This window comes from Streptomyces sp. NPDC017225, assembly GCF_044331465.1.
Lineage (GTDB): Bacteria > Actinomycetota > Actinomycetes > Streptomycetales > Streptomycetaceae > Streptomyces.
This window is the reverse complement of record NZ_JBIRNE010000009.1, coordinates 21,404-43,390: the sequence shown is the minus strand read 5'-3', so window position 1 is coordinate 43,390 and position 21,987 is coordinate 21,404. Positions and strand designations below refer to the sequence as shown.

The 21,987-nt window shown below is 72.5% G+C and carries 17 protein-coding genes and 4 pseudogenes; 13 read left to right on the top strand and 8 right to left on the bottom strand.

Annotated features, from left to right (window positions below; genetic code table 11):
* The first annotated feature begins 19 nt into the window (after positions 1-19).
* From ACH4NX_RS20445 to ACH4NX_RS20405, 9 genes and pseudogenes are all read left to right on the top strand, one after another.
* Positions 20-874 carry a hypothetical protein gene (locus tag ACH4NX_RS20445; RefSeq protein WP_351392864.1) on the top strand — a complete coding sequence of 285 codons (855 nt, stop codon included), beginning with the start codon at positions 20-22 and terminating at the stop codon, positions 872-874.
* Positions 871-2,352, top strand: a complete 1,482-nt coding sequence (locus ACH4NX_RS20440; protein WP_398128126.1) for a CocE/NonD family hydrolase — start codon at positions 871-873, stop codon at positions 2,350-2,352. Before ACH4NX_RS20445 ends, ACH4NX_RS20440 begins: the two co-directional genes overlap by 4 nt.
* Positions 2,349-3,728, top strand: coding sequence for a YcaO-like family protein (locus tag ACH4NX_RS20435; RefSeq protein WP_398128125.1), 1,380 nt, complete (start codon positions 2,349-2,351; stop codon positions 3,726-3,728). The genes ACH4NX_RS20440 and ACH4NX_RS20435 overlap by 4 nt, the downstream gene beginning before the upstream one ends.
* A gap of 8 nt (positions 3,729-3,736) precedes the next feature.
* The gene (locus ACH4NX_RS20430) at positions 3,737-4,870 is read left to right on the top strand and encodes a nitroreductase family protein (RefSeq protein WP_398128124.1); all 1,134 of its coding nucleotides are present in this window, start codon (positions 3,737-3,739) and stop codon (positions 4,868-4,870) included.
* On the top strand, positions 4,867-6,606 hold the full coding sequence (locus tag ACH4NX_RS20425) for an ABC transporter ATP-binding protein/permease (RefSeq protein ID WP_398128123.1): 1,740 nt from the start codon (positions 4,867-4,869) through the stop codon (positions 6,604-6,606). The genes ACH4NX_RS20430 and ACH4NX_RS20425 overlap by 4 nt, the downstream gene beginning before the upstream one ends.
* The gene (locus ACH4NX_RS20420; RefSeq protein WP_398128122.1) at positions 6,603-8,363 is read left to right on the top strand and encodes an ABC transporter ATP-binding protein; all 1,761 of its coding nucleotides are present in this window, start codon (positions 6,603-6,605) and stop codon (positions 8,361-8,363) included. Before ACH4NX_RS20425 ends, ACH4NX_RS20420 begins: the two co-directional genes overlap by 4 nt.
* 162 nt (positions 8,364-8,525) lie before the next feature.
* A pseudogene (locus tag ACH4NX_RS20415) lies at positions 8,526-8,710 on the top strand (bL28 family ribosomal protein); the annotation flags it as partial.
* Positions 8,700-8,884: pseudogene (locus ACH4NX_RS20410) on the top strand (30S ribosomal protein S14); the annotation flags it as partial. The pseudogenes ACH4NX_RS20415 and ACH4NX_RS20410, both read left to right, overlap by 11 nt.
* 188 nt (positions 8,885-9,072) lie before the next feature.
* Positions 9,073-9,537 (top strand): hypothetical protein, encoded by a 465-nt coding sequence (locus ACH4NX_RS20405; protein WP_398128121.1) that lies wholly within the window; start codon positions 9,073-9,075, stop codon positions 9,535-9,537.
* Between the two features lie 57 nt (positions 9,538-9,594).
* On the opposite strand, the gene ACH4NX_RS20400 is transcribed toward ACH4NX_RS20405, so the two are convergent.
* From ACH4NX_RS20400 to ACH4NX_RS20390, 3 genes are all read right to left on the bottom strand, one after another.
* Positions 9,595-10,782, bottom strand: coding sequence for a GTP-binding protein (locus tag ACH4NX_RS20400; RefSeq protein WP_398128120.1), 1,188 nt, complete (start codon positions 10,780-10,782; stop codon positions 9,595-9,597).
* Positions 10,783-10,789: 7 nt separating this feature from the next.
* Entirely contained in the window at positions 10,790-10,960 is a 171-nt protein-coding gene (gene rpmF, locus ACH4NX_RS20395; RefSeq protein WP_351392882.1) for a 50S ribosomal protein L32, read from the bottom strand.
* 486 nt (positions 10,961-11,446) lie between these two features.
* Complete coding sequence (locus ACH4NX_RS20390; RefSeq protein WP_398128119.1) at positions 11,447-12,877, bottom strand: endo-1,4-beta-xylanase; 1,431 nt, start codon at positions 12,875-12,877, stop codon at positions 11,447-11,449.
* Between the two features lie 841 nt (positions 12,878-13,718).
* Between ACH4NX_RS20390 and ACH4NX_RS20385 the strand changes: the two genes are divergently transcribed.
* On the top strand, positions 13,719-15,146 hold the full coding sequence (locus ACH4NX_RS20385; protein ID WP_351392888.1) for a non-reducing end alpha-L-arabinofuranosidase family hydrolase: 1,428 nt from the start codon (positions 13,719-13,721) through the stop codon (positions 15,144-15,146).
* A gap of 591 nt (positions 15,147-15,737) precedes the next feature.
* On the opposite strand, the gene ACH4NX_RS20380 is transcribed toward ACH4NX_RS20385, so the two are convergent.
* Positions 15,738-16,292 carry a condensation domain-containing protein gene (locus tag ACH4NX_RS20380; protein ID WP_398128118.1) on the bottom strand — a complete coding sequence of 185 codons (555 nt, stop codon included), beginning with the start codon at positions 16,290-16,292 and terminating at the stop codon, positions 15,738-15,740.
* 306 nt (positions 16,293-16,598) lie between these two features.
* Here ACH4NX_RS20380 and ACH4NX_RS20375 point away from each other — a divergent pair.
* The 3 genes and pseudogenes from ACH4NX_RS20375 (at position 16,599) to ACH4NX_RS20365 (ending at position 18,696) form a co-directional block, all read left to right on the top strand.
* Positions 16,599-16,872 (top strand): annotated as a pseudogene (locus tag ACH4NX_RS20375) (chaplin).
* A 197-nt stretch (positions 16,873-17,069) separates the two neighbouring features.
* Positions 17,070-18,050 (top strand): helix-turn-helix domain-containing protein, encoded by a 981-nt coding sequence (locus ACH4NX_RS20370; protein WP_398128117.1) that lies wholly within the window; start codon positions 17,070-17,072, stop codon positions 18,048-18,050.
* Between the two features lie 160 nt (positions 18,051-18,210).
* On the top strand, positions 18,211-18,696 hold the full coding sequence (locus ACH4NX_RS20365; protein WP_398128116.1) for a rhodanese-like domain-containing protein: 486 nt from the start codon (positions 18,211-18,213) through the stop codon (positions 18,694-18,696).
* A gap of 131 nt (positions 18,697-18,827) precedes the next feature.
* Here the strand turns inward: ACH4NX_RS20365 and ACH4NX_RS20360 are convergent.
* The 4 genes and pseudogenes from ACH4NX_RS20360 to ACH4NX_RS20345 form a co-directional block, all read right to left on the bottom strand.
* A pseudogene (locus tag ACH4NX_RS20360) lies at positions 18,828-19,154 on the bottom strand (alpha/beta hydrolase); the annotation flags it as partial.
* 391 nt (positions 19,155-19,545) lie between these two features.
* Positions 19,546-20,133: a TetR/AcrR family transcriptional regulator gene (locus ACH4NX_RS20355; RefSeq protein ID WP_398128115.1), complete on the bottom strand. Its 588-nt coding sequence runs from the start codon at positions 20,131-20,133 to the stop codon at positions 19,546-19,548.
* A gap of 5 nt (positions 20,134-20,138) precedes the next feature.
* The gene (locus ACH4NX_RS20350) at positions 20,139-20,960 is read right to left on the bottom strand and encodes an ABC transporter permease (RefSeq protein ID WP_398128114.1); all 822 of its coding nucleotides are present in this window, start codon (positions 20,958-20,960) and stop codon (positions 20,139-20,141) included.
* Complete coding sequence (locus ACH4NX_RS20345) at positions 20,957-21,922, bottom strand: ATP-binding cassette domain-containing protein (RefSeq protein WP_398128113.1); 966 nt, start codon at positions 21,920-21,922, stop codon at positions 20,957-20,959. The genes ACH4NX_RS20350 and ACH4NX_RS20345 overlap by 4 nt, the downstream gene beginning before the upstream one ends.
* Between the last annotated feature and the right edge of the window lie 65 nt (positions 21,923-21,987).

Here is a 21,987-nt window from a genome sequence, read left to right as displayed (position 1 = left end):
CGCCGACAGGAGGAACGCCGTGTCCCGTAGCCGACTCGTCCCCGGTGTCGAGGTCGTCACCGTGCCCGGGCGAGGGCTTGCCGTCCGCACCCCCGCGGGGGAGTTCCTCAGCGTCAGGACGGGAGACGCTGACGAGGACGCCTTGCTCTCCCTGCTCACCGGGGGGACCACGGCCCCGCTGGACGAAGAGCTGGACCGCGTGGCCCGGGCGTTCGAGGAAGCCGGTTATCTGGCGGAAGGGCAGTCGGCCCCGGAGTGGCCAGCCGCTCGCCGGGACGTTCGGATCCTCGGCGACCCGGTGCTGACCGAACCGCTCGCTGTACAACTGGCCGTCCTGGGCGCGCGGCCCCGTACGACTCCGGCCGCGACCGCCTCCGGCAGCTCGCCCGTGGGCATCGAGGACCTGCTCGACGGAAACTCCTCCGCGGTCGTGTGGTGTCTGGACGGGCCCGTGCCGGACGGCTTGTGGGACGCCGCCGACCGGCTGCCCGAGCACGGTGTCGCATGGCTGCGCTGCCACCGCGAGGGCTGGCAGGCGTACGTCGAGCCGGTGGCCGCCGCCCCCGGGGACGTCACCTCGGCGCACGTCCGGTCCCGCCGGCTCGCCGCCACGCCCGCTCACCGGGAACTGGCCGCGTACTGGAGTGGACCGCGTACCTCCGGCGCGCCGGTCCGGCTCGCCGCGCCGGCCGCCGTGCTGCTCGCGGCGCTGCTCGCGGACGATCTCGGCCGGTGGGCCACCGGAGCCTTTGACCCGGCGGGACTCCCGGCGCGGCGCCGACTGCGACAGGTGGACCTGCGCACGCTGACCGTCACCGAGCACCCCGTGCTGCCGGTGCCCGACGTCGCGCCCATGCCGAGGAAGGACGGATGACGGCGCTCAGCACGGCTGTGGGGGAACTCGCCACCGACGTCCTGTTCCCGGCCGGTGACGGCCCCTTCCCGGCCGTCCTGGTGCGCACCCCCTACGACCGGACCCGGCACGAGGCCGAGGCGCACGGCTGGGCCCGCCGCGGGTTCGCCGCCGTCGTCCAGGACGTGCGGGGGCGGTTCGCGTCGCCGGGGGAGTGGCACCCGTACGCGCACGAGACCGCCGACGGAGCAGCGGCCGTCCGCTGGATCCGGCGGCAGCCGTGGAGCGACGGGCGGCTGGTGGCCGCCGGCGCCTCCTACGCCGCCCACTGCGCCCTCGTCCTCGCCCTCGACGCGCCCTCGGACGCCCGGCCGGACGCCGTCATCGCGGCCGTGCCCGCCCTGGGCCCGGCGGAGACAGCCCGCGAGGCGTCCGGCGTGGAACGGCTGCTCTCCCGCGCCGGATGGTGGGCCGCCCACGGCGACCGGCGCGACTCCGACGAAGGCGCGCTGAACAAGGCCCTCGCCGAGGACCCCGGCCTGCTCGCCCACCTTCCGTTGACCGCCCTGCCCGAGCGGCTGGGACGCGACCTGCCCTCGTGGGCGGGGTTGTGGCGCCGTCCCGACCGCGGGCACCTCGTGGCGCGGGCGGTGCACGCCGGGCCGCCCCTGCTCGCGGTGGGCGGCCACCACGACCACTTCACCGAGGAGACCGTCGCTCTGTGGCGCGCCTGGCGCGGATCCTCGGCGCGTCTGCTGCTCGGTCCCTGGGGGCACCCTCTGACCGCCGCCCCGGGGCCGGACGCGGGACTCGCCCATCGGCTGAACCTCGGCGAGCTGTACGTGCGCTGGGCCCGCCGCGCCCTGACCGGCGACCTCGCCCCTGGCCACCACGGCGCACTGGCGCTCGGCGGCGCCGGCCTATGGCTGCCCGCCAACGCCGAGGGGAAACCGCGCGCCCACCGCACGCGCCTGCTGCGCGGTTCCGCCTTCACCGCCGATCCCGCCCGGCCCGTTCGCTCCGACGACCTGACCGTCCCCGTAGATGACCCGCCCGACCGCTGCCTGCTGGTCACACCGCCGTCGCCGCGTCCGCTCGACCTCGTCGGCCCCGTCAGTGTGCGGCTGCGGGCCACCGCCCACACACCGTCCGCCGACTGGGCCGCCAGGCTCGTCGCGCTCCCACCGGACGGGACCGCCGAGCGGCTCGCCGTCGGTATCGTCCGGCGTGCCGAACCGGTCGGCCGGGCAGCCGCGTTCACCGTCGGACTCGGCCGGCTCGCACGCCGGCTCCGGGCCGGTACCCGGCTGCGCCTGGAGATCGCCGGACACCACTTCCCGGCCCACGCCCGCAACCCCCACACCGGGGACGACCCGATGACGGCCGAACAGCTGCTCGCCTCCCGGCGGGAGGTCGATCCGGACAGCGTGGTGCTGAACCTGCCCGTGCTTCCGTCCCGTCCCGCCCCCACCGACCCCGCCGAGGAGATCCTGCGATGACGGCTCTGCCGCTGGAAGCGCTCGTCGACCCCGTCTGCGGAATCGTCCGCAAGGTCAAGCCCGTCGAGCACCCCGCGGGCGCCCCGCCCCGCTACACCGCGCTCACGGCCGAGATGTCCGACGCTCGCAGACTCGGGCTGTGGCCCGCCGACCGGGTCTCCCTCGGCACCACCTTCGGCGACCCCGAGCAGGCCCGCGTCGCCGCGATAGCCGAGGGGGTGGAGCGATACTGCGGCAACCGCGTGCCGCCGCCAGGCCACCCGGACGCACCCCTGCGCGCCACCGCCGCCGAACTGACGGACAAGAGCCTGCGCCTGTACGGCCCGGACGATCTGCCCGCCTACGCACCCTGGCAGTACGACCGTGAGAAGTTCCCCTACCGCCCGCTCACCGCCGACACCCCGGCGCTGTGGACACGGGGAACCGAACGACTGCCCGACGGGACCGTCGCCGAGGTCTGGGCACCCGTCTCGCTCACCCACCTCAACTGGCGCCAGGGTGGCCTGCGCGAACTGCCCCGCACCCACCACCTCAACTACGCCGGGATCGCCACCGGGCAGGGCTTCGACGACGCTGTCGAGCGCGGCCTGCTGGAGATCGTCGAACGCGACGCCCTGGAACTGTGGTGGCATCTGGACGGCCCGACCCGGGGCATCGACCCGGCGAGCGTGCCCGGCCTCGCGGACGACCTCGCCGGTTCCGCGCTCGACGTCCACATCGTCGAGATGCACTCGGAGTTCGCCCCCTGCATGGCCGCGCTCGTGCACGACCCGCGCCTCAACCTGTACGCCGCCGGGTTCGCCTGCAAGTACGACCCGGCCGAAGCCGCCCGCAAGGCCGTCCTCGAAGCCGTCCACACCTGGGTTTTCACCCAGGGGCTGACCGACTCCGACGGCTGGGTCTTCCAGGCGGTCGAGGCCGGGCTGCTCGCCCGCGGGCTCTACCTGGAACACCGGGCCGACGGCCGCTACCTCGACGTGTGCGGCGACCAGTTCGAGCACGTGCGGGACCTGGGAGCACACGTGCAGGTGTGGCTGGACGAACGGATGGCGGCCGAGGCCCGGCGGTTCACCGCCCCCGAGCTCGGGACGGTATCCGTCGACGCGGTCGAGTCCGGAAGCCGGGAGCGGCTGAAGAGCACGCTGCGCGGGGGAGGCCACCGCGTCATGACCTTCGATCTCACCACCGAGGACGTGGCGGAGACCGCGCTGCGCGTCGCCAGGGTCCTCGTCTCCGGACTCCTGCCCAACGCGCCGGCCGCCTTCGGCTACTTCGGCTGCCCGCGCCTCGCCGAGGCCGCCGTCGCGCGCGGATGGCGCGCGACCGCGCCCAGCGCGCCGCGGGACTTCACGCTGGCGCCTCCGCCGCACATGTGAGGGCCGCTGTGGAAGACCATCACGAGAACCCGCCGACGGGCCTCGTCGCAGCCCTCGCCCGGGCCCGCTCCCCGAAGCGCCCCGGCCCCGACACGCCCGCCGGGACAGCCGTCCGGCCCTGGCCGGGGCCGCCGTGCCCGATCCCGGAGGCCGGCCCCGCGGACCTCGACCTGCGTGCCCTGTTGGGTCTGTCCCTGGCGGCCTCGGACACCTCCGGACGTCTCAGGCCCACCCCCTCCGCCGGTGCGCTGCACCCGGTGGACACCGAACTGGTCGTGGGTACCGGTTGCTCCCTGCCGCCCGGCCGCTACGGCTACGACCCGCTGCGCCACCGTGTCCGCCACGTCGGCGCGCCCGTCGACGGTACGCCGGCGGGCGTGACCGCCGCACTCTCCGTCACCGCACAGCGCACGGTGTCCCACTACGGCCACCGGGCCTGGCCCCTTCTGTTGCTGGACACCGGGCACGCCGCCGCGGCGCTGTTCCTGGCGGCCCGCGCTCTTAACACGGGCGAACCCCGCGTACAGCTGGACGGACACGCCGAGAACCCCCTGGCCGTCGTACGCGTCCCACCGCCCGACGGACGGAGCCCGAGCCGCCCCGCGGAGACCGAGGTCCCGCCGGCCCCGGCCGAACTGCTGGCGCGCCGCAGTACCCCACCGCCGCTGCCGGGCCTCCCGCCGCACGATGCGTTGCGGGCAGTCCTGGCCACCGCCGAACGGGCCGGGCGCGGCGGCCTGTTGCGCTGGTGCGCCGCGGTCGGCCCGCCTCGGCCCGGCCTCATGGAACTGGCTCAGGAGGGCACGGCCCTGCGGCCCTACGCGTCCGGCGAGACCCGTCCGACGCTCGCGGCCTGGGCGGCGGGCCAGACGTGGCTCGCGGACGCGGGCACCGTCCTGCTCGCCCACGGCTGCCCCACGGACGCCGACGCCGCGCACATCCGCCGCGCCCACCTGCGGGCCGGCTTCGCCGTCCACCTGGCCCATCTCACCGCTCAGCGCCACGGGCTGGCGGCCCGGCCCGTCGGTTCCTGGCAGCAGGCGGACCTCGGCGCCGCTCTCGGTGCCGCGCCGGGCCGTGACTGGGTCGTGCACGCCCTGGCCCTCGGCACCCGCCACGCCGACGAGGAGAACTCCACATGATCGTCCACCCCGAGCTGCGCCGCGCCGCACGGCGCGCACGGCGCCCCCTGCTCGCGGCCACCCTCTTGCAGGGTGCCGTCACCCTCACGCACCTGGCGCAGGCGGTGCTGCTGGCCCTCGCGCTCGCCGGCGTGGCCCGCGGTGACACCGGCCGGCTCCCGTGGCTGCTGGCCGCGGTGCTCGCCGTCGTCGCCGCCCGCGCCGGGCTCGCCCTGTGGCAGCGGCGCACCGCCATCCGCGCCGGGGCCCGGGTCAGGGTGGCACTGCGCGACGAACTCCTCGCCCACCTGGGCCGGCTGGGGCCCGCGTACCTGAACACAGCGCGGGCGGGAGCCGTCCGCACCACCCTGGTCGAGGGGGTGGAGGGCGTCGACGCCTACGTCTCCCGCTACCTGCCCCAGCTCCTGGTCACCCTCGCGGTGCCACCCCTGGTTCTCGCCGCCCTCGCCGTGGTCGAACCCCGGGCCCTCCTCGGACTCGTCCCCGCCCTGCTCCTGGCCCTGCTGGGCCCGCGCGCCTGGGACCGGCTCCTCGCCGCCCGCGGAAAGGAGCACTGGGACACCTACGAAGGACTGGGCGCCGACTACCTGGAGGCCCTCCAGGGCATGCCCGCCCTGCGCGCCGCGGGCGCCGTCGGCCGCACCCGCGCACGCCTGGAGGAGCGGTCCGCGGCCCTGCACCGCGCCACCGTCGCCAAACTGCGTGTGTCCCTGGTCGACACCGGCATCACCGACCTCGCCATCCAGGGCGGCACCGCCGCCGCCGCGCTCCTGGCGTGTTGGTCGGCCGTCACCGGATCCACCACCGCGGCCGGCACCTACCTGGTGCTGCTGCTGGCCTCCGAGTGCTTCCGCCCGGTCCGCGACCTTGCCCGGGAATGGCACGCCGGCTACCTGGGAGTGTCGGCCGCCGACGGGCTGGCGGCCCTGCGCACGGCCGAGCCGACGGTCCCCGACACCGCGACGGCGCCCGCGCACTGGCACGCTCCCCCCGAACTCCGTTTCCACGAAGTCCGGTTCACCTACGACGGTGCTCCCACACCCGCCCTGGACGGTATCTCCTTCACCGCGCGGGCGGGACGGACCACCGCGATCGTCGGGCCGTCCGGCGCGGGCAAGTCGACCCTGCTGGCCCTGCTCCTGCGTCACCACGACCCGCAGGAAGGGCGGATCACCCTCGACGAGCGCCCCACGACCGAGTGCGCGCTCGACTTGCTGCGGCGGGGCATCGCCGTGGTCTCGCAGGAGACGTACCTGTTCCATGCCACCATCGCCGACAACCTGCGTCTCGCGCGGCCCCGCGCCACCGACGACGAGCTCACCCTGGCGGCGCGCACCGCCGGGATCCACGACGAGATCGCCGCCCTGCCGGACGGCTACGCCACCGTCCTCGGCGAACGGGGCGCCACGCTCTCCGGCGGCCAGCGGCAGCGGCTCGCCCTGGCCCGGGCCCTGCTGTCCGACGCCCCGGTCCTCGTTCTCGACGAGGCCACCAGCGCGGTCGACGAGCGACGCGAGGCGGACATCGTCCGGGAGCTGCTGAAGGCGGTCGGCGGGCGGACCGTCCTGGTGGTCGCCCACCGGCTCGCGGCCGTCCGGCACGCCGACCAGATCGTCGTCCTCGACGCGGGGCGGGTGGACGCCGTCGGCGACCACACCGGCCTGGCCGAGGCCGGCGGCGTCTACACCCGGCTCGTCGAAGCCGGCCGCGCCCACCGAGGGGAACTCGCCGCATGAGCACCGTTACCGGCCCCGCCGCCACCGGGGCGGACGTCCCCGCGCGGGGCGCACTGCGCGCCCTGCTGCCCGCCCTCGCCGGGCACCGTGCCATGACGGCCCGCACCTGCGTCGCCGCCGTCCTCGAACAGGGCTCCCTCGTCGCGCTGCTGACCCTGGCCGCGCACACCGTGGGCACCGCCGTCATGGACGGGCACGCTCCCTCGGCCGGCACCGTCATCGCGCTCGCCGCCCTCGTCGTCACGCGCGCCCTGATGACCTGGCGGGAGATGGACCTCTCCCACGACCTCGCCTACCGGGTCCTGGCCGCACTGCGGGTCCGCGTCTTCGACGGTCTGGCCCGCAGCGCGCCCGCCCGGGTCGCGGGCCGCCGCAGCGGCGACCTCGCCGCCACCGCCATGGCCGACGTGGAGGCGCTCGAGTTCTTCTACGCCCACACCACCGCCCAACTGCTAGCGTCGGGAACGGTCTTCATCGGCGGCTCGGTGCTTCTGGCCCTGGTGGAGCCGTGGCTGCTGGTGGCCGTCCTGCCGGTCGCGGCCCTGCTCGCCGCGGCGCCCTTCGCCGACGCACGCGCGCGCACCGTACGCGGCGGCCGCACCCGCACGGCCGTGGCCGCGCTGTCGGCCGACACGGTGGAGACGGTGGACGGGCTGCCCGAACTGCTCGCCTTCGGTGCTCTGGCCGGACGCCGCCGCACGCTGGCGGAGCGGGGGAGGCAGGTGGGCGACGCCCAGCGCGCCGAGGCCACCTGGGAGGCCGTGGCCGCCGCCGTCCGCGACCTTCTCATCGTGGTCGCGGTCCTCGGCGTGGTCGGCGCGGCGGCTCAGTCCGTGACCTCCGGACGGCTGAACGGTGCCTGGGCTCCGGCCGCGATGGCACTGTCCCTGTCCGTCCTCGGCCCCGTGGCGGAGTCGGCGCGCGCTCTGAGCCAGGCCGTGGCACTGCGCGCCGCCGCCTCCCGCGTCGACGCGGCCGTCAAGGCCCCCGCCCTCGCGCCGCCGCCCACCGCACCACGCTCCCTGCCTCCCGGACCACTGGGCGTCCGGCTGCACCGAGTGAGGTTCGACTACGGCGGCGGAGCCGTGCTGGACGGCGTCGACCTCACCGTCCACCCCGGCCGGACACTCGCCCTCGTCGGCGCCTCCGGTGCCGGCAAGTCCACCTGCGCCCATCTGCTGGCCCGCTTCTGGGACCCGTCCGCCGGCGAGGTCCAGTTGCTGCCCGCCCACGGCGAAGCCGTGGACGTGCGGAAGGTGAACGACGCGGAACTGCGGCGTGCGGTGATGCTGGTGGGGCAGGACACTCCCCTCTTCCACGGCACCCTCGCCGAGAACCTGCGGCTCGCCGCGCCCGAGGCCGACGACCGGGCGCTGGCGGAGGCGGCACGGCTGTGCGGCGTCGATCGGATCGCCTCGCTGGACACCCTCGTCGGCGAGCGGGGCGCTACGCTCTCCGGCGGTCAGCGGTCCCGCGTTGCCCTGGCCCGCGCGCTGCTGGCCGGACCGCGGGTTCTTGTGCTCGACGAGTCCACCGCCCACCTGGACAACACCGGCGACGCCGAACTCGCCACCGTGCTGCGGGAGGAGAGCCGCACGACGATCTTCATCGCCCACCGCCCGGCCACCATCCGCCGCGCCGACCGCATCGCCGTCCTGGAGGAGGGCCGCATCACGGAAGAGGGGACCTGGGAGGAACTCACAAGCCGCCCCGGTGGCGCCCTCAACCGCGTCCTCAGCAGCACCGCCCTTTCCTGAGCACGGCACTTCGCCCCGTGCACCGGACCAGTGACGCTCAGGGGCGGGCGTCCCTCGAAACGACTACTTCCCGCACTCGCTCGTCGACGCGCCGGGGCCGCCGCTCAACATGCTGATCCCCGGGCGCGCCTCGTTGCGAGTCATGAAGGGGCCCGTGCAGCGATGGTGTCCTTGTCCGCCCTGCCAACTGCCGGTGCCCAGCCAGGCTTCGGCAAGACCGTCTCCCACTCGCATCGGCGCACCTCCCGCCGCTTCGGCCTCGACACCCAGCGCAGGCGCCACTGGCTGCCCGGCGAGGGCGGCACGTCCGGCTGACGCTCAGCGCCCAGGTGATCAAGACCGTCGACCACCGACGCCGAACGCCGGGCCGCAGTGGAAGAACTGCGGCGTCAACCCCGCCACGCGAGCGCCACCGAGTACGCAACCGGGACAGTGTGGACGGGCGGCCGTGCGGTCGTCTTCGGAAGTTCGTGTCGCGCGTCCGCGTGCGTGAGCGGGCCCACGCCGGCTTCCTGCCCGGGTCGCCAAGTCCTCCTGGTAGTCGCGCCGCTCGTGCGACGGGCCCCGGTTCCGGCCGTGACTCGGCGCGGAGGCACGGCCGGAACCGGCCGTGGGGCGTGCCTGCGGACGTCAGGGCAGGCGCAGGAGGCTGAGGCGGTAACCCTCGGCAGTGCCAGTGCATACGGGCCTCGACCTTGCTGAGGGCGTCGTGCTGTTCCTGAGTCTCGAAGAATCCGGGGCCGGCGGTGTCCAGGGCCGGCAGTGCGCCCGGGAAGCGGTCGGCGAGGAGGTCGATGACCCCGCGCACGTCGAGTTCGTGCAGGTAGGGCAGTACGGCCTCCGCGACGACCAGGTACGGCCCGGTGGCGTGCGGGGCCACCTCCGCTGCCCACGCCTCGTCCGTCACCGATGCTGCGATCATCGTCCGCCGGGGGCTGTCTGTGGAGAAGTTCCGGCACAGGCCGATCACGTCGGGCAGGTCGAGGCCGAACCACCGGGCGCGGCCGTTGTCGACGCGTTCGTGGCGTGTGTTGAGCCCGGTGCCGACCTCGGCCACGGTGGCGTCGGGATGGGCGGACAGGAAGTCCGTCACCCACCGGTCGAGGAGAAGGGTGCGCAGCAGTGCGCCGGCGAGGCTGGGGAGTCCGTCGAAGCGTCCGAGCGGCCTCTCTGACAGGTGTGTACCGGGCCGGACGGTGCCGTGGCTGCGACCACCGTCCGGCCCGGGGTTTCAGCGCCCCGTCACGGTGGGGAGAGGGCCGTGCTCGTGCGCGCGGTTCTCGCCGAAACCGTAGGTGTCCCAGGCAGGGAAGGGGTCGGAAGCGGGCGGGGCTTCGTCTTTCCGGATGAGGCAGTCGGTCAGGGCAGCCCGCAGCGGCTCCGCGTCCAGCCGCGTTCCGATGAAGACGAGTTCCTGCGCGTAGGCGCTGTCGGTGTCGCGAGCGGAGGAAGGTTCGAAGCGCGCCACCGAACCGGCCTGCGACCACAGTCCCGTCACCCGGGGTCGACTGGCGAGGGTGAAGAACCCCTTCGACCTGAGAACCTGCCCGTGGGCGCCGCTGTCCAGTGCCTCCGTCACGAACGTCCACAGCCGCCCGGGGTGGAAGGGCGTTGCGGAGCGGAAGACGGTCGAGGAGATGCCGTACTCCTCCGTCTCGGGAACGTGGTCGCCGTTGAGTTCCCTGACCCACCCCGGAGCCTGTTGCGCTCGCTCCAGGTCGAAGCGGCCGGTACCCAGGACCTCGCCGACCGGTACGCGGCCCCGCACGGCCGGCACCAAGCGGGCGACGGGGTTGAGCCGAGCCAAGGTGGCGCGCAGCCGGTCGGCGGACGCGGCGTCGACGAGGTCGAGCTTGTTGAGGACGATGACGTCGGCGAACTCGATCTGGTCCATCAGCAGGTCGCTGACCGTGCGTTCGTCGTCCTCGTACTGGTCCAGGCCCCGCTCGACCAGTTCGTCACCTCCGGCCAGCTCGGGAAGGAAGTTGGCGGCGTCCACGACCGTGACCATCGTGTCCAGCCGGGCCAGGTCGCCGAGGGTGGCGCCGTCGTCGCGGGCGAAGGCGAAGGTCGCGGCCACCGGCATGGGCTCGGAGATGCCGGACGACTCGATGAGGAGGTAGTCGAAACGCCCCTCGCGCGCCAGCCGGTCCACCTCTTCGAGCAGGTCGTCGCGCAGGGTGCAGCAGATGCACCCGTTGGTCATCTCGACCAGGCGTTCCTCGGTGCGGGACAGGGCCGCTTCGCCGCCGCGCACCAGGGCGGCGTCGATGTTGACCTCGCTCATGTCATTGACGATGACGGCGACGCGCAAGCCCTCGCGGTTGGTGAGGACGTGGTTGAGCAGGGTGGTCTTGCCGGCGCCGAGGAACCCCGACAGGACGGTGACGGGAAGGCGCGGCGAGGGGGCGCGGGTCATGCCGGGGTCAGCCTTCCGGACGGAGCAGGCCGCGCTCGTACGCCTTGGCCAGCCGCTGGGGGACGAGGTAGGGCACGCCGTCCACCGTGACCGTCACCAGCTGTGGCGTCGCGGCCTTCCATTGCGCGCGACGATGCCGGGTGTTGCTGCGCGACATCTTGCGTTTGGGTACGGCCATGAGGACCTCCGGGTGCGATCGGTGAGCGAGGCAGACGATACATGAAAATGAATGTCATTACGATTGGAATCGCCGCACTCATCCGTGCCGATCCCGCTCGGCGCCCTCCCGAGGTGCCCGGCACCGTCCCGGATCGACGCGGAGCGTCGGACGGATCGGAAGAGGGGCGCACCAGTCGCTCGCACCATGACGCTCGTTCGACGCTCTGGGTGGAGACGTGTGGGACCGTGACCCCCGGTTCCTGGCCTGCGGTTGTGTCCTCTGGGTGGGTTGCTCGACCTGTTCCCCTCCGTGCAGCGGTTCGAGCGGGCATGGGCGACGCCTTCGGAGGGACATTCGAAGATCTTTGACGCTGGCGTGTCCATCGAGAGGGTCGCCGCCACCACGGCGGCGACCCGGGACCATCAACGATGACTTCCTGGAGGGGCGGGAGAAGCCGCACCGCAGGCCGTCATCGAGCCGGCCCTTCGTTCGTGGCAGGTCCCGTCAGGTGTGGGTCCAGCGTTGATTGCTGCCGTTCGAGCACGAGTGGAGCTGGAGCAGGGTGCCGTTGGCGGTGCCGCCCGCGACGGCGTCGAGACAGAGGCCGGACTGGACGCCGACGATGGATCCGTTGGAGTCGAGGCGCCATTTCTGGTTGTCGCCGCCCCAGCAACTGTAGATCTGGACTTTGGTGCCGGTGCCGGTGCCGGCGGCGTCCAGGCACTTGTTGCCGTAGACCCTGAGCTCGCCGGTGTCGGTGTGCGTCCACTGCTGGTTGGTGCCGTCGTGGCAGTCCCACAGTTGGAGCTGGGTGCCGTCGGTGGTGCCGGCGCTGGGCACGTCCAGGCAGCGGCCTGAACCGACGCCCTTGATCTGTCCGGAATCGGCAGGGGGCGTGGTGGATCCCCCGTTGAGTGCGTTGAGGACGGCGGTGTAGGCGGGCTTCTTGCTGCCGTCGTTGTTGAACAGCAGCGGCGTCTGCTCCGATCGCCAGGAGTCGGAGTCACGCACGCCCCAAACGGTGATGCCGAGGCAGCGCGGGACGGCCAGGCAGTCGTTGGTGACGTTGGCGTAGGTCGAGGCGGGGGCGCCCTGGATGTCGAGTTCGGTGATGGCCACGTCCACGCCGAGGGCGGCGAAACTCTGCAGGGTGGTGCGGAAGTTGCTGTTGTAGGGGCTACCGCTGTTGAAGTGCGACTGGAAGCCGACGCAGTCGATCGGCACGCCGCGCTGCTTGAAGTCCCGGACCATGGCGTACATGGCCTGGGTCTTGGCCCAGGTCCAGTCCTCGACGTTGTAGTCGTTGTAACAGAGCTTGGCTTCCGGGTCGGCGGCGCGCGCGGTGCGGAAGGCGACCTCGATCCAGTCATTGCCGGTGCGTTGCAGGTTGGAGTCCCGTCGGGCTCCCGAGCTGCCGTCGGCGAAGGCCTCGTTCACCACGTCCCACTGGGTGATCTTGCCCTTGTAGTGGGCCATCACGCCGTTGATGTGGTCGATCATCGCCTGGCGCAGTGCGCTGCCGCTCAGGCTCTGCATCCAGCCGGGTTGCTGGGAGTGCCAGGCCAGGGTGTGACCGCGCACCTCCTTGCCGTTCTGCACGGCCCAGTTGTAGACGCGGTCAGCGGCGGTGAAGTTGAACTGCCCTCGTTGCGGTTCGGTGGCGTCGATCTTCATCTCGTTCTCGGCCGTCACCGAGTCGAACTCACGGCCCGCAATCGTCGTGTACGTCGAGTCGCTCAGCTTGCCCGAGGCGACAGCGGTGCCGAAGTAGCGGCCGCTCTGCGCCGCCGCGGCGCCGAGCGTGCTCTCGGCGGCGTGCGCGGACGGCGGCGCGACCAGTGCGGTGACCGCACCGAGGACGCCGACGACCAGCGCCAACAGCAGGACGCGGATCTTCTGGCGAACAGCGGATCTGGGAAGGGCGTACGAGCCCATGACTGTGCCTCCAAGGTAGAGATCACGGAAGGACCGAAAGCGCAGGGGGTTGGGTCGTCCGCTGCCCTTCGGCGAACCGGTCGGGGGCTGCTCCATCGCGGCTCAGCCGAGGGACCGCGACGCGGCGTCGCGTATCTCTCCCCCTGCGTGAAGAGTCAGGACGCGCTGGTGCGAGCCTCACCGGACCGAATGGGGTGGCGCGGGTGCTTCCGTGCACGGATCTGTACTGCGGCTGTGCGCGGGCCTGCCGTGCGGCAGGGCTTGCCCAAGGCCGACGTTGCTCGACATGTCGACCGCAGTCGGTTCCTCAGCAGGAATGATTGGTTGTTGACGATGCATCGTCAAGCACTCTGGAAGCAAAAGTTTCAATCTTCCCTTCGAAACTTTCGACATCATTGTGGGCCGGAGAGCGACTCCCGCCTCCGGTAAGTGCTGGCTGGCGGCGTGGGTCCATGGGTGTCCGCGCCTCGCCGGCACGCCTCCCGCTCCAGCGTTGGATGTGTGGAGCCCGGCCGTCTGGGTGCCGTAGCGAGCGATGTTTCGCGCCTGATTTGCCATAAACATTTCGACGCTTCGAGCGACACATGCGAGAGGTATTGACGCCGCTCGCGGGCTCCCTATCATTCAGGATGCCCGACACACCGACCTCTGTTCGATATCGCGAACGTGCCTTAGTCGCTGCGTCATGCAACAGGGCGATTCCCCTCGCGCTGGCCGAGCGCAGATCGCAAGGAGCCGCGCTGCGTGCGTATGTCATGACCTCGCCAAATTGTCGCCGTCGCCCTTGACGCCCATGCCGCCCAAGCCGGAACCGCTCACTCAAGGTTGAGAGGAAGTCCCCATGCGCAGAGGAGATTCGAGCCGCAGGCATCCGTCCGCGGTGCTCGCCGCCGTGGTTGCGGCCCTGGCCGCGTTGGCGGCGCTGCTCGTCGCCACCACCACGGCTCAGGCGGCCACCAGTGGCGCCTTACGCGGTGTTGGTTCGAACCGGTGTCTCGATGTGCTGGGCGCCGACCAGACCAACGGCACGTCCCTGCAGATCTACGACTGCTGGGGCGGGACCAACCAGCAGTGGACGCTGACGGACGGCAACCAGTTGACCGTGTACGGCAACAAGTGCCTGGACGTCCCCGGCCACGCCACCACGCCCGGGACACGGGTGCAGATCTGGGCCTGCTCAGGCGGGGGGAACCAGCAGTGGCAGGTGAACGCCGACGGTACGGTCGTCGGTGTGCAGTCCGGGCTGTGCCTGGAGGCGGCGGGCGCCGGTACGGCCAACGGCACGGCGGTGCAGGTCGGGACGTGCAACGACGCCGGCAACCAGAAGTGGACCGGCTTGACGGGGACGCCGCCGACGGACGGCCCGTGCACCCTTCCGTCGACGTACCGGTGGACGTCGACGGGAGTGCTGGCGCAGCCGGCGAACGGGTGGGCCGCGGTGAAGGACTTCACCACCGTGACGCACAACGGCAGGCACCTGGTCTACGCGTCGAACGTGTCGGGATCGTCATACGGCTCGATGATGTTCAGCCCCTTCACGAACTGGCCGGACATGGCGTCGGCCGGCCAGACCGGGATGAACCAGGCCGCGGTGGCGCCCACGCTGTTCTACTTCGCGCCCAAGAACGTCTGGGTGCTCGCGTACCAGTGGGGTTCGTGGCCGTTCGTCTACCGTACGTCGAGCGACCCCACCGACCCCAACGGCTGGTCCTCGCCGCAGCCGCTGTTCACCGGGAGCATTTCCGGCTCCGACACCGGCCCGATCGACCAGACCCTGATCGCCGACGGCCAGAACATGTACCTGTTCTTCGCCGGTGACAACGGCAAGATCTACCGGGCGAGCATGCCGATCGGGAACTTCCCGGGCAACTTCGGCTCGTCGTACACGACGATCATGAGCGACACGAAGGCGAACCTGTTCGAGGGCGTACAGGTCTACAAGGTCCAGGGCCAGAACCAGTACCTGATGATCGTCGAAGCCATGGGTGCGAACGGGCGCTACTTCCGCTCCTTCACGGCCTCCAGCCTGAGTGGCTCGTGGACCCCGCAGGCCGCCAGTGAGAGCAACCCCTTCGCGGGCAAGACCAACAGCGGGGCCGCCTGGACCAACGACATCAGCCACGGTGACCTGGTACGCGACAACCCCGACCAGACCATGACCATCGACCCCTGCGACCTGCAGTTCCTCTACCAGGGCAAGTCCCCGAACGCGGGCGGTCCGTACGACCAACTGCCCTGGCGGCCGGGCGTCCTCACCCTGCAGCGCTGACCTTCCCGATGCGCGCTGACCGTGATGCGGTGCGGTCCGCAGGCGGGCGGGCGAGCGGTTCACGGCTGGTTCGGATCCATCCGCTGACCGACACCACCGCCTCGAGGAACCCGGACGAGGGAGGAGAGGAAGACGCTTGACGCGTGCCGCCGTCAGCGCGTCGGCGTCCTCGCCGACGCGCTGGACGACAGGGGCCGGCGCGCTTCGGCGCCTGCCCTTGACCTCGTCGAGCGGATCAACGGCAGGCATTCGGGGCGTCCGTTTGCTTACCGGCGAGCGCGAGTCCAGCACGGCGTCATGGTGACGAGGCCAAGGCGGTCTTCGCCGACCGGTTCGCGTCTGCTGCCGCGCGCGTGCACCACGACCGCCCCGGCGCGTGCCATCAGCACTCGCCGTCAGGCAGTGCCCGGGACCCGCCTTGCGGGGCGGGTGGTCCGCCTGGTAAACGGCGTCTAGTTCGGCGCTGAGAGGTTGGGGCAGGACTACGAGGATTCGTCGCCCTGGTCGGCTGCCTCACCACGGCGCGCTGCCTGGTCCGACGCGCCTGCACCGTCTACCGCTGGGGCGGGTGGTGATACAAGAGACAGGTGATCAGGTTGGTGGCCGCGCGAGTACGGTGATGTCGTCCCCGCTGCCCAGCCGGTGCAGCAGCGTGGCGAGCACACCGTGCAGCACCATGAACGGGCTGACTCCCGCCTCCCGCGCCAGCGCGACGAGCGCGCGGTGCTCGGCGGCGTCCAGGCTCACCGGTACCCGGCCGCCGCGGGAGGTGGCGCGCTCCGGTCGCGGCCGGTCGTGGGGGAGGGGCGGTTCGGGGGGCAGGCCCTCCAGCGCCGTCCGCGCGTGGGCCAGCTGTCGTGCCGAGAGGGAGCCCGGGTCCTCCCGGTCGCCGAGCCTGGCGTGCTGCCGCAGCGCGTAGTCCGGGTACTGCGCGGGCAGCGGCTCCCACCGCGGTGCGTGCCCGCCGGTGCGGGCCCGGTAGGCGGTGCCGAGGTCGCCGACCAGTGGCCCCATCGACCAGCCGTCGGTGACGATGTGATGAAGGGTCAGCAGGAGCAGGAGCAGGAGCAGGAGCAGGAGCAGGAGCAGGAGCGAGCCGGGACCGGTGGCGGCTCGTTCCGCGACCGGGACCAGCAGGGCGTGCACCGGGGGACGCCGGGTGCCGGGGGCTCTGCAACAGATCCGTCCCCGCACGCCGAGTGGACTGCCTTTTACGCCGGACACAACCCGTCCGGACCAGTTCCGGATCGCACGACAGCTTTTCCTGCCGGGCGCCTCGCAGTTCGGTGTCCGGCTTCGCGTTCGGATGCGCTGGCTCGTTCGGGTGAGCTTGCCTCCCTCGCGCAATCCGGTCCGCCGCGCGGTGCGGATTACGGTCGCCCGCCGCGCCTGCGCTTCGACAGGAACGGCGGCGGGCCGGCCCGATGAAACGCACACGAGAAGGAGAACTACATGAAGACTCGCGCGATCGTGACCGCCGGCTTCCTCGCCGCCGCCGGTGGCGCCCTGGTGCTGGGCGGCTCCGGAGTGGCGGCCGCCGACAGCGGCGCCCAGGGCGCGGCGGTCGGTTCCCCCGGGCGTGGCCTCGGGCAACGTGGTGCAGGTCCCGGTTCACGTGCCGGTGAACGTCTGTGGCAACACGGTGAACGTCGTCGGTCTGCTCAACCCCGCCTTCGGTAACAGCTGCGCCAACGCGAGCGGCCACGGCTGGGGCATGGGCCACTGACGGACTCGGCACGTGCCGTCCGCGTCCCGGCCGGTCGCCGGGACGCGGTGGCCGGACTGATTCCGTTCTCTCGGGAACCGGCCATTCAGTGGGGCGCACCGACTGGGGCGTACGCGACCGTGCCTGCCCCGGGCCCCCTCGCCCTGTCCGACCCCTTTGCCCCGTGGCTGTATCTCATGGGTCGTTAACCTTCAGCCATGGCGAACAGGCACGTGGTAGCCGTACTGGCTTTCGACGCGATGGCGCCCTTCGAGCTGGGCGTGGTGGTGGAGGTCTTCGGCCTGTCCCGGCCCGAGCTGGGGGCGCTGCCCTGGTACGAGCTGCGGGTGTGCGCCGAGGAGCCCGGCCGGGATCTGCGGGCGATCGGCGGGTTCACGCTGCGTGCCGAGTGTGGCCTTGACGCGCTGGCCGCCGCGGACACGGTGATCGTTCCGGGGGTGGCCGAGACCGGGGCGGACGTCTCGCCCGCCCTGGTGGACGCGCTGCTGCGGGCCCATGCGCGGGGAGCCCGCCTGGTGTCGATCTGCTCGGGGGCGTTCGCGCTGGCCGCGACCGGCCTGCTGGAGGGCCGGCGCGCCACCACCCACTGGCGCTACGCCCGCGCGCTCGCCGAACGGCATCCCGGGATCGAGGTCGACCCCGACGTGCTGTACGTCGACAACGGCGACGTCCTCACCAGCGCGGGCAGCGCGGCCGGCATCGACCTGTGCCTCTACCTCGTCCGGGCCGATCACGGAGCGGCCGTCGCCAACGCGGTGGCGCGCCGCTTCGTCGTACCACCGCACCGCGAGGGCGGACAGGCCCAGTTCATCGAGGCGGCGGTGGGAGACATCGACCCCGGGGACGACGGCGTCACACAGAGCATGAACTGGGCGCTGCGCCATCTGCGCACACCGCTGTCCGTGCCCGCCCTGGCCGGTGCCGCGCGCATGTCGGAACGCTCGTACGCGAGGCACTTCACCCGCCGCAACGGCGTGAGCCCCATGCGCTGGGTCATCGCCCAGCGGGTGGCTGCCAGCCTGCCACTGCTCGAGTCCGGCGAGGGCACCGTGGACGAGGTCGCCGCCGCGGTCGGCTTCGACAGCACCGCGACGTACCGGCACCACTTCACCCGCCGGATGCGTACGACGCCGACGGCCTACCGCAAGACGTTCACCCGCGCCCCCGCGCACCGGTAGGGGCACGGAGACGGCTGGCGGAATCTTGGTGACCTGTGGCATTCATGCCACTCGTAGGGCGGGTCACGGGGTCGGAGGATGGAGTCGTCGCCGGCCGGGAAACCCGGCACGGCTCGTAGGACACCGTTGCGACCAGCACGAACAAGACAAGAGGTAGCCCATGTCTGCCACCGCGTCCGCCGAGATCACCAGTGCCGTCCTGAGCGTGCCCGCCGCCACGCCCGCCGAGGCCGCCGCCCACTGTGCCGCCCGTCTCGCCTTCGAGGCGGACGTCTCCGACGTCCACGCCGATCTGGAATCCGGCGCACCCGGGATCGTCGTGGTCGACACCCGTAGCGGTGCCGCCTGGGACCAGGGCCGCATCCCGGGCGCTCTGCACATCCCGACCGCACGGATCGCCGACCTGGCACCGCGGCTCATCGCCCCGGACCGGACCGTGGTCACCTACTGCTGGGGTCCCGGCTGCAACGGCGCGACCCGCGCGGCGCTGGCCTTCGCCCGCCTCGGCTACCAGGTCAAGGAAATGCTCGGCGGCTTCGAGTACTGGGCGCGGGAGGGCTTCGCCTACGACTCCGCCACCGGTGCCGAGCAGCGTCCTGTCGACGACCTCACCGCCCCGCGCTCGGGCATCTCCTGCGCGTGCTGATGGGACGCCGCACGGCCGAGGGGGCACGATCCGTCCGGCCGCCCCGGCCGCCCCGGCCGCCCCGGCCGCTCCGGCCGCCCCGGCCGCCCTGCCGGCGACGCCCGCCTGTGCGAAGGCTCCAACGGCTCCTCCCGCCGGAAGAGCCGGTCGTGGGTCTTCTCGTCGCCGAAGACCCAGCCGGCGCCGTGGATGTAGAACATCACCGGCAGCGGACCGGTCGCCCCCTTGGGCCTGATGATCCGCGTGCGGACCGTGCCCCATTCGCCGGCGTCGACATCCACCCACTCCTCGTCGACGTCAGGGCGGGGGACACTGGGGTCGCTCTGCAGGCCGAGGAGGATCTCACGGCCCTTCTCCGGCGGGACCTCGTAGATCCGCGGGTGCGGATCGGTCGCCTCGGCCAGCTCCTTCGCCGCCGGCTCCAGGAAGGGCGTGACGGGCGGGGGCAGGTCGCTCATGCGTACTCCAGGTGATCAATGCTCCGACAGCCACGGCAGGTGGCTCGGACGCTCACTCCCCCTGCTCCCTTCCATGGTCCCGGCAACACCCACCTCCGCAACCCGACCGAGCGCCAGGCGAACGGCTCGGCCAGGACGACGCCGACCGCCGTCGCGCGCGGAACGTTCTCCGGGGCCTCGAAGCAGTCCGTGAAGTCGGTGAACGGACCGCTCCCCGATCTGGGACGGCGAGGACGGCCTCTACGACGTCCACGCCCAGGACGACCGGCCGGGCAAGCCGTCGCGGCGTCATCGGTCGGGCGGCGGCCGTACTTCGCCGGGACGGACCCAGCCCTTCAGGCACTCGGGAGTCCGAGGTCCCGGCCCGGCGCTCGGCCGCCGCATGTTCGGGTCAGGGGGTGTCGGGGCCGGCCCCTCGCAGGAAGAGGTCGACGACGTCCTGGGCCAGGCGGTCGGCGGCGCTCGGGGTGCGGTCGTCCTGCGGGAAGTCCACGGTGCCGGCCAGCTCCAGGAAGGCGGTGGAGAGGAACCCAGGATCAGCTTCGCGCAGTTCGCCCGAGGCCACTGCCTGGGCCATGAGGTCGGTGACGGGCTGGATGAGCCCGCGCACGTAGGCATGGGAGACCTCGGCACGCTGGTCGTCCTCCAGGTGGCGGGTCGCGTAGTAGATCTGGTTGCTGAGCGCGGAGTTGTAGGTGCCCTGGGAATAGGAGGCGGCGAGGGCGAGGAGCTTGTCGCGCAGGGTTCCGGGGGTGGCGAGTGCGCTCTGGAGGAGGGCCGAGGCTTCCTTGGTGTAGTGGTCGGCCACCTCCATGAACAGTGCGGGCTTTCCGCCGGGGAAGTGGTGGTAGAGGCTGGCCTTCTTCACGTCGACGGCCTTGGCGATGTCGTCGAGGGAGACGCCGAGGTAGCCGTAGTCGGTGAGGCGGTAGGCGAACTCGTCACGGGCGCGGGCGCGGGTGTCGGTCTGGCGGGGCATGGTGGTCAGACTCCTGTACGGGTACGGCGGGTCAGGGCGAGGTGGGCCGCGGCGGCCCCCACCACCAGGATGGCGAGGGTGACGAGGGCGCCCGGCAGCAGGTCCTGCTCGTTCCAGGGTGCGGTGAGCAGGCCGCGCATGGCTTCCAGCGGCGGAGTGAGCGGGTTGATGTCGGCCGCGTGGGCCATCCAGCCGCCGAGCCGGTCACGCGGGACGAAGGTGGCGGTGAAGAAGGAGAGCGGGAAGAAGACCAGGGTCACGGAGCCGACTGCCGAGCTGTTGCCGGTGTGGAGGCCGACCGCGGCGGCCAGCAGCAGGAATCCCGTCCCCAGCAGGACGGTGGCGCCGATGAGAGCCGGGAGGGCGGGGGCGCCGGAGACGGGGTCCAGGCCGAGCATCAGGCCGAGTCCGGTGAGTGCGGCGGCCTGAGCGGTCAGGACGACCACTCCTGCCAGGACGGGGGCGGTGATGAGGGTCCAGCGGCTGACCGGGGTGAGCCAGAGCCGTGCGTGATAGTCCGAGCCGATGTCGCTCACCAGCAGCTGTCCCGCGGTGGCGCCGCCGGTGAAGGCGGTGGTGAGCAGGCACAGCGGCAGCACCACGTCGATGTAGTGGCCGCCGGCAGGGGTGGCGGCCGTGACCGAGGACAGCTGCCCTTCGTAGATGATCAGGAAGAACGCGCTGGTGAGCAGCGGTGTGAGAAGCAGGGCGGGCGTGCGGAGGCAGGATCTGAGGGAGCGTGCGGTCAGTGGTGCCAGGGCCGCCCATGGCGTCGGTGCGGCGGGCGGGCCCGCGGGGTCCGTGACGGCGGCGGGGGTCGTGCTCATGCGGCGGTGGCGCCTTCCGGGGTGAGGGCCAGGCGGAGGAAGACGTCTTCCAGGCTGGGTTCGTCGACGGTCAGGGATTCGGCGTGCAGGCCGGCGGAGGCCAGGGTGAGCAGCGTCTCGCCGTCGGCTCCGGGGCGGGTGAGCCGGATACTCACCGCGTGGGGGGCGGCTTCGGCCGTGTGGAGCTGCTCGCCCCTGGCGGCGAGCAGTTCCCCGGCCCGGCCGGCGGCCCGGGCGTCGCGAAAGCGCAGGGTCAGGACACGGTCGCCGATCTCCTCCTTGAGGGCGTGTGGGGCGGCGGAGGCGATGAGGCGTCCGGCGCGGAGGATGCCGACGCGGTCGCAGAGCCGGTCGGCCTCTTCCAGGTACTGGGTGGTCAGCAGGACGGTGACACCGTGGTCGGCGGACAGGGCGCGGATCTCGTCCCACAGGCCCCGGCGGCTGGCCGGGTCGAGCCCTGTGGTGGGTTCGTCCAGGAAGAGGACGTCCGGGCGCTGGACCAGAGCCACGGCGAGATCGACCCGGCGGCGCTGGCCCCCGCTGAGCTTGCCGACCGGGGTGTCCGCGAACTCCTGGGCGTCGAAAGCGGTGAGAAGCTCGACGCAGCGTGTGCGGGCCTGCCGGGCGGTGAGCGACTGGAGCCGTCCTTGCAGGCGCAGCAGCTCGCGGGCGGACATGAGGGGGTCGAGGGCAGTGCCCTGGAGGACGACCCCCGTGCGGCGGCGGACCGTCCCGGGGTCGCGGGTGATGTCGGCCCCGGCGACCTGGGCGGCGCCCCGGGAGGGGCGGAGCATCGTGGTGAGCATCCGGACGGTGGTGCTCTTGCCCGAACCGTTGGGGCCGAGCAGCCCGTAGACCTCTCCGGGCCTCACTTCCAGGTCGAGCTGGTGCACCGCGGTGTGCTCGGCGAAGTCCCGGCCGAGCCCGACGGCACGGATGGCTGGGGTGGCGACGTTGTCCATACCCGAAATCTACCTATCGATAGGTAGGTTACGCAAACGGGCCTCTCCCTCAGGACCCCGTCCTC